The following is a 4,320-nucleotide window of genomic DNA, read 5'->3' as shown; positions in this document are numbered from 1 at the left end:
ACGCCAACGGCGTCAGGGCCGAGGGCGAAACCCCTCCCGCTCTGGACCTTCGCCGCCGCCGGGTGTTTAACTCGCGCAGCATGACAGAGGGAGAGGCATGATGGCCGTCGGTTCGCGCATCCGCACCTGGTTCGAGGGACGTTGGCACGAGGGCGATGTCCCGGTGATGAAGGCGGCCGATCACGGCGCCTGGCTGGGCAGCACGGTTTTCGACGGCGCCCGCTCCGTGGACGGCCTCACCCCGGACCTCGACCTGCATCTGGCCCGCGTCAACCGTTCGGCCGAGGCGCTGATGATCAAGCCCTCGATGAGCGTCGAGCAGATGCTGGACATCACCCGTGAAGGGCTCGAAGGCTTCGCGCCCGCCGTCTACATCCGGCCGATGTACTGGTCGATCCACGGCGGCCCCTCGGGCGTGCTGCCGACCTATGGCGACACCGGCTTCGCCCTCTGCCTCGAAGCCATCCCCATGGCGCCCGAGGAGGCGACGACCACGCTCACCACCACCCGTTTCCGCCGCCCGACGCTCGACGTGGCCGTCACCAATGCCAAGGCCGGCTGCCTCTACCCCAACAACGCCCGCATGCTGGCCGAGGCCAATGCCAAGGGCTTCGGCAACGCGCTGGTGCAGGACAGCCACGGCAATGTCGCGGAATCGGCCACGGCGAATGTGTTCATGGTCAAGGATGGCGAGGTCTTCACCCCCATCGCCAACGGCACCTTCCTGTCAGGCATCACCCGCGCCCGCCATATCCAGAACCTGCGCGCCGATGGCGTGACGGTGCATGAGGCGGTCCTGACCCTCGACGATTTCCGCGGCGCGGATGAGGTGTTCCTGTCGGGCAACATGTCCAAGGTGACGCCGGTCAGTGCCTTCGACGATGTGAGCTATGCCATCGGCCCCGTGACCCGCCGTACGCGGCAGCTCTACTGGGATTGGGCGGCCTCGGCCCGGTGAGGGAACGCTCGCGCCTCTTCCGACGGGTGCGGATCCTCTACCGGGGGCGGACCGAATACGCCAAGCGCTTCCGCTACGGGCTGATCGTCTTCGACGTCGCCTCGATCCTCTATTTCATCATCGCCGCCGCCCTGCCCTATTCGGGCTGGGTGACGGCGATCAACCTCGGGCTCGGGCTGGTGATCCTGCTCGATTTCCTGGCCCGGCTCTGGGTCGACGACAACCGGCGGCGCATGCTGCTCAGGATCTACACCATCGCCGATATCGTGGTGCTGCTGTCGCTGGTCGTCGCGCCGTTCCTCAGCCATGACATCACCTTCCTCAGGATCCTGCGGGGGCTGAGGCTCCTGCATTCCTACCACCTGATCACCGACCTCAGGCGCGACTGGAAACTCTTCCGCCAGCACGAGGAAACCTTCGTCGCGGGCATGCACCTCTTCGTCTTCCTGTTCGTGACGACCTCGCTGGCCTTCGCCCTGTTCTTCCCGGCCCATACCGGCTTTGCCGCCTATGTCGACGCGCTCTATTTCACCGTCGCCACGCTCACGACCACGGGCTTCGGCGACATCACCCTGCACACGACCGGCGGCAAGCTCTTCTCGGTGGCGGTGATGGTGGTGGGTGTGGCGCTCTTCGTGCAATTCGCCCGCGCCCTCTTCCAGCCGCCGAAGGTCCGCTACGATTGCCCGACCTGCGGCCTCAACCGCCACGATCCCGACGCCGTTCATTGCAAGCATTGCGGCGAACAGCTGAAGATCACGACATCCGGCTATCGCGACTGACCGCCCATCCCGCCCGACGCCCGCCGCTTCTGGACAGCCCGCGGAGCATCCGCCAATATGGCGTCACCAACCGGAGACATTGAATGCGCAAGTTCCTCGTCGTGCTGGACGACAGCCGCGAATGCCTGAATGCGATCCGCTTCGCCGCGCTCCGGGCTGCCCATACCGGCGGCGGCGTCACCATCCTGTCCATCATCCCGCCCGAGGAATTCCAGCACTGGATCGGCGTGGCCGACCTGATGCGCGAGGAAGCCCGCGAGCGGATCGAGGCCCATTTCGAGGTCTTCGCCAAATGGATGCGCGACAAGCACGGCATCCAGCCGGAATTGGTGATCCGCGAAGGCAAGCCCGTGGACGAGATCCTGGGCCTGATCGAGGAAGATCCCGAAATCGGCATCCTCGTCCTCGGCGCGGGCTCGGACCGGGCGGGCCCCGGCCCGCTGGTCACGCAATTGAGCCGCAACTCGGGCTCGCTGCCGGTGCCGATCACCATCGTGCCCGGCACGATGGACAAGGCCCGGATGGAAAAGATCGCCTGATCAGCGCCAGCGTTCCAGCCTGAGGCCCGCGTCCCGCCCCTCGCCGAACCCGGCCTCGGGGCCAAGCCCGGTGGCAGGGTCGAGGAAACGCTCGGCCTCGGCCTCGCCCTTCAGATGCCGGTCCAGGAAGGCCGCGGCGAAATGCTGGGCGATGGCGTTCATCCGGACCGTGTCCCAGACGGCATCGGCGTAATGCAGGAAGGGCGCCCAGCCCAGCTTGGCGCTCAGCGCGTGGCTTTCAACCGGCGCGGGGATCGGCGCCGCGGCATTGTGGCCGGCGTTGAGGAAGGTCAGCAGCAGCCCCCGCCCGGTCTCGGCAATGCCGCGCATCCCGTCATAGCCCGAGGTCTCGTCCCGGTCCCCGGCCATCACCAGCACCGGCAGCCCCGCCAGCGCGCCAAGACCCGCGGGCGACCAGAGCCCGTGGCTGTTGCCGAAGGGGCCGATGGCGATGACCGCCTTCAGCGCCTCGGGCGGCGGCAGCGCGGCGCCCTCCAGATGAGCCGCCAGCAGGTCATGGGGCGGCGCGTGCTCGTGCTCGCGGACGCTGGGGGAAAGCCCGGCCCCCGCCGTCACCAGCGCCCCGTAGCCGCCCATGGAATAGCCGATGATCGCCGCCTCGGCCCCGGCATTCGGCAGCTCCGCCAGCGCCCCCAGCAGGAAGCGCTGGTCGAGCGGCCGGTGGTGCAGCGTGGCGCCGAACGGCCCCTGATCCTCGTAGGTGCTGTCGGGGTGGTCGGCCGCCGCCACCAGATACCCGCGCGAGGCCAAAGCCTCGGCCAGATGCGCCAGCAGATAGCGGTTGCCCGGATAGCCGTGCGAGATCAGCACCAGCGGAAACTGCCCCGGCGCCGGATTGGCATTGCGCGCAGCGCGCCCCTGCAGGGTGATCGACGTCTCGCCGTCGCGCAGAAGCGTGCGATAGATGCCGCCCGCCCGCGTATTGGCCAGCGCCGGATACCAGAGCTCCGTCACCAGCGCCCGGGGCCTGCGCACCACCGCCTCGGTCGAGGCGGCGACGTCCACGCGGTCGGGATCGGTGACGGTGAGGGTCCGCACCCCCACCGGCAAGGGACCGGGACCGGCAAGAGGCGGGGAATCGGGGCGGGTGGCGTCGACGCGGTTCTGCTGGCTCATGGCGCGAAGACTGCCTCCCGTTCCCGCCCTGCGCAAGGTTGCCCGGCCCGGTCAATCCGCGTATCAGCGGGCCAGCGCCCAAGACGGAGTCCCGCCCGATGTCCCAGCCCGCCCCCCTCCCCGCCGACGACCGCCTGATCGTCGCCCTCGATGTGCCCAATGTGGTGCAGGGGCTCGAGATCGCCCAGCGCCTCGGCGATCAGGTCAGCTTCTACAAGATCGGCCTCGGCATGCTGACCGGCGGCGGTCTGGCGCTGGCCAACGAGATGAAGCATGAGATGGGCAAGCGCATCTTCCTCGATATGAAATTCTTCGACATCCCGGCCACGGTCGAGGCGGCGGTGCGCGGCATCGCCCGCTTCGACCTCGATTTCCTGACCGTGCATGGCGACCCGCATGTGGTCCGCGCCGCGCGCGAGGGCGCGGCGGGCAGCGGGCTGAAGATCCTGGCGGTGACGGTGCTGACGGCGATGGACCGCGCCGACCTCGACGCCTCGATGATCGTGCCGGGCGAGATGGCCGATATCGTCACCGAACGCGCCGACCGCGCCTTCGCCGCCGGCGCCGATGGCGTGATCGCCAGCCCGCACGAGGTCGCCCGCATCCGCGCCCTGCCCAGCGCCGCGGGCCGGCTGATCGTGACCCCGGGCGTCCGGCCCATGGGCGCGGCGGCGAACGACCAGAAACGCATCGCCACCCCGGCCGACGCGGTGCGCGCGGGCGTCGACCACATCGTCGTCGGCCGCCCGGTCTGGAACGCCGCGGACCCGGCCGCCGCCGCCCGCGCCATCGTCGCGGAACTGGCGGGCGCCTGACAGGGACGAGGGGTTTCGCCCTCGTTGCCCGCTACCGCGGGCGCCTCGGGCGACCAGCGGCGCGGCGTGCCGCCGCGCCGAAGAAGGGG

The 4,320-nt window shown here is 69.4% G+C and carries 5 protein-coding genes; 4 read left to right on the top strand and 1 reads right to left on the bottom strand.

Annotated features, from left to right (window positions below; translation table 11 throughout):
* The first annotated feature begins 100 nt into the window (after positions 1-100).
* The 3 genes from VDQ18_RS22950 to VDQ18_RS22940 all read left to right on the top strand — a co-directional run bounded on the left by VDQ18_RS22950 (position 101) and on the right by VDQ18_RS22940 (position 2,279).
* Positions 101-958 carry a branched-chain amino acid aminotransferase gene (locus VDQ18_RS22950; RefSeq protein ID WP_323023177.1) on the top strand — a complete coding sequence of 286 codons (858 nt, stop codon included), beginning with the start codon at positions 101-103 and terminating at the stop codon, positions 956-958.
* The gene (locus tag VDQ18_RS22945) at positions 955-1,740 is read left to right on the top strand and encodes an ion channel (RefSeq protein ID WP_323023176.1); all 786 of its coding nucleotides are present in this window, start codon (positions 955-957) and stop codon (positions 1,738-1,740) included. Before VDQ18_RS22950 ends, VDQ18_RS22945 begins: the two co-directional genes overlap by 4 nt.
* A gap of 83 nt (positions 1,741-1,823) precedes the next feature.
* On the top strand, positions 1,824-2,279 hold the full coding sequence (locus VDQ18_RS22940) for a universal stress protein (RefSeq protein ID WP_323023175.1): 456 nt from the start codon (positions 1,824-1,826) through the stop codon (positions 2,277-2,279).
* Here VDQ18_RS22940 and VDQ18_RS22935 read toward each other — a convergent pair whose 3' ends face one another.
* Positions 2,280-3,416 (bottom strand): alpha/beta hydrolase family protein, encoded by a 1,137-nt coding sequence (locus VDQ18_RS22935; RefSeq protein WP_323023174.1) that lies wholly within the window; start codon positions 3,414-3,416, stop codon positions 2,280-2,282.
* A 98-nt stretch (positions 3,417-3,514) separates the two neighbouring features.
* Here VDQ18_RS22935 and pyrF point away from each other — a divergent pair, with 98 nt between their 5' ends.
* Entirely contained in the window at positions 3,515-4,231 is a 717-nt protein-coding gene (gene pyrF / locus VDQ18_RS22930) for an orotidine-5'-phosphate decarboxylase (RefSeq protein WP_323023173.1), read from the top strand.
* Positions 4,232-4,320: the final 89 nt, after the last annotated feature.

It is taken from the genome of Pararhodobacter sp. (assembly GCF_034676075.1).
GTDB lineage: Bacteria > Pseudomonadota > Alphaproteobacteria > Rhodobacterales > Rhodobacteraceae > Pararhodobacter.
The sequence above is the reverse complement of the archived record's forward strand: the minus strand, read 5'-3'. Positions and strand labels throughout refer to the sequence as shown.

Coding starts and splice junctions, on each gene's coding strand:
- VDQ18_RS22950 (WP_323023177.1), top strand. CDS start 101: ATGGCCGTCGGTTCGCGCATCCGCACCTGGTTCGAGGGACGTTGGCAC.
- VDQ18_RS22940 (WP_323023175.1), top strand. CDS start 1,824: ATGCGCAAGTTCCTCGTCGTGCTGGACGACAGCCGCGAATGCCTGAAT.
- VDQ18_RS22935 (WP_323023174.1), bottom strand. CDS start 3,416: ATGAGCCAGCAGAACCGCGTCGACGCCACCCGCCCCGATTCCCCGCCT.
- pyrF (WP_323023173.1), top strand. CDS start 3,515: ATGTCCCAGCCCGCCCCCCTCCCCGCCGACGACCGCCTGATCGTCGCC.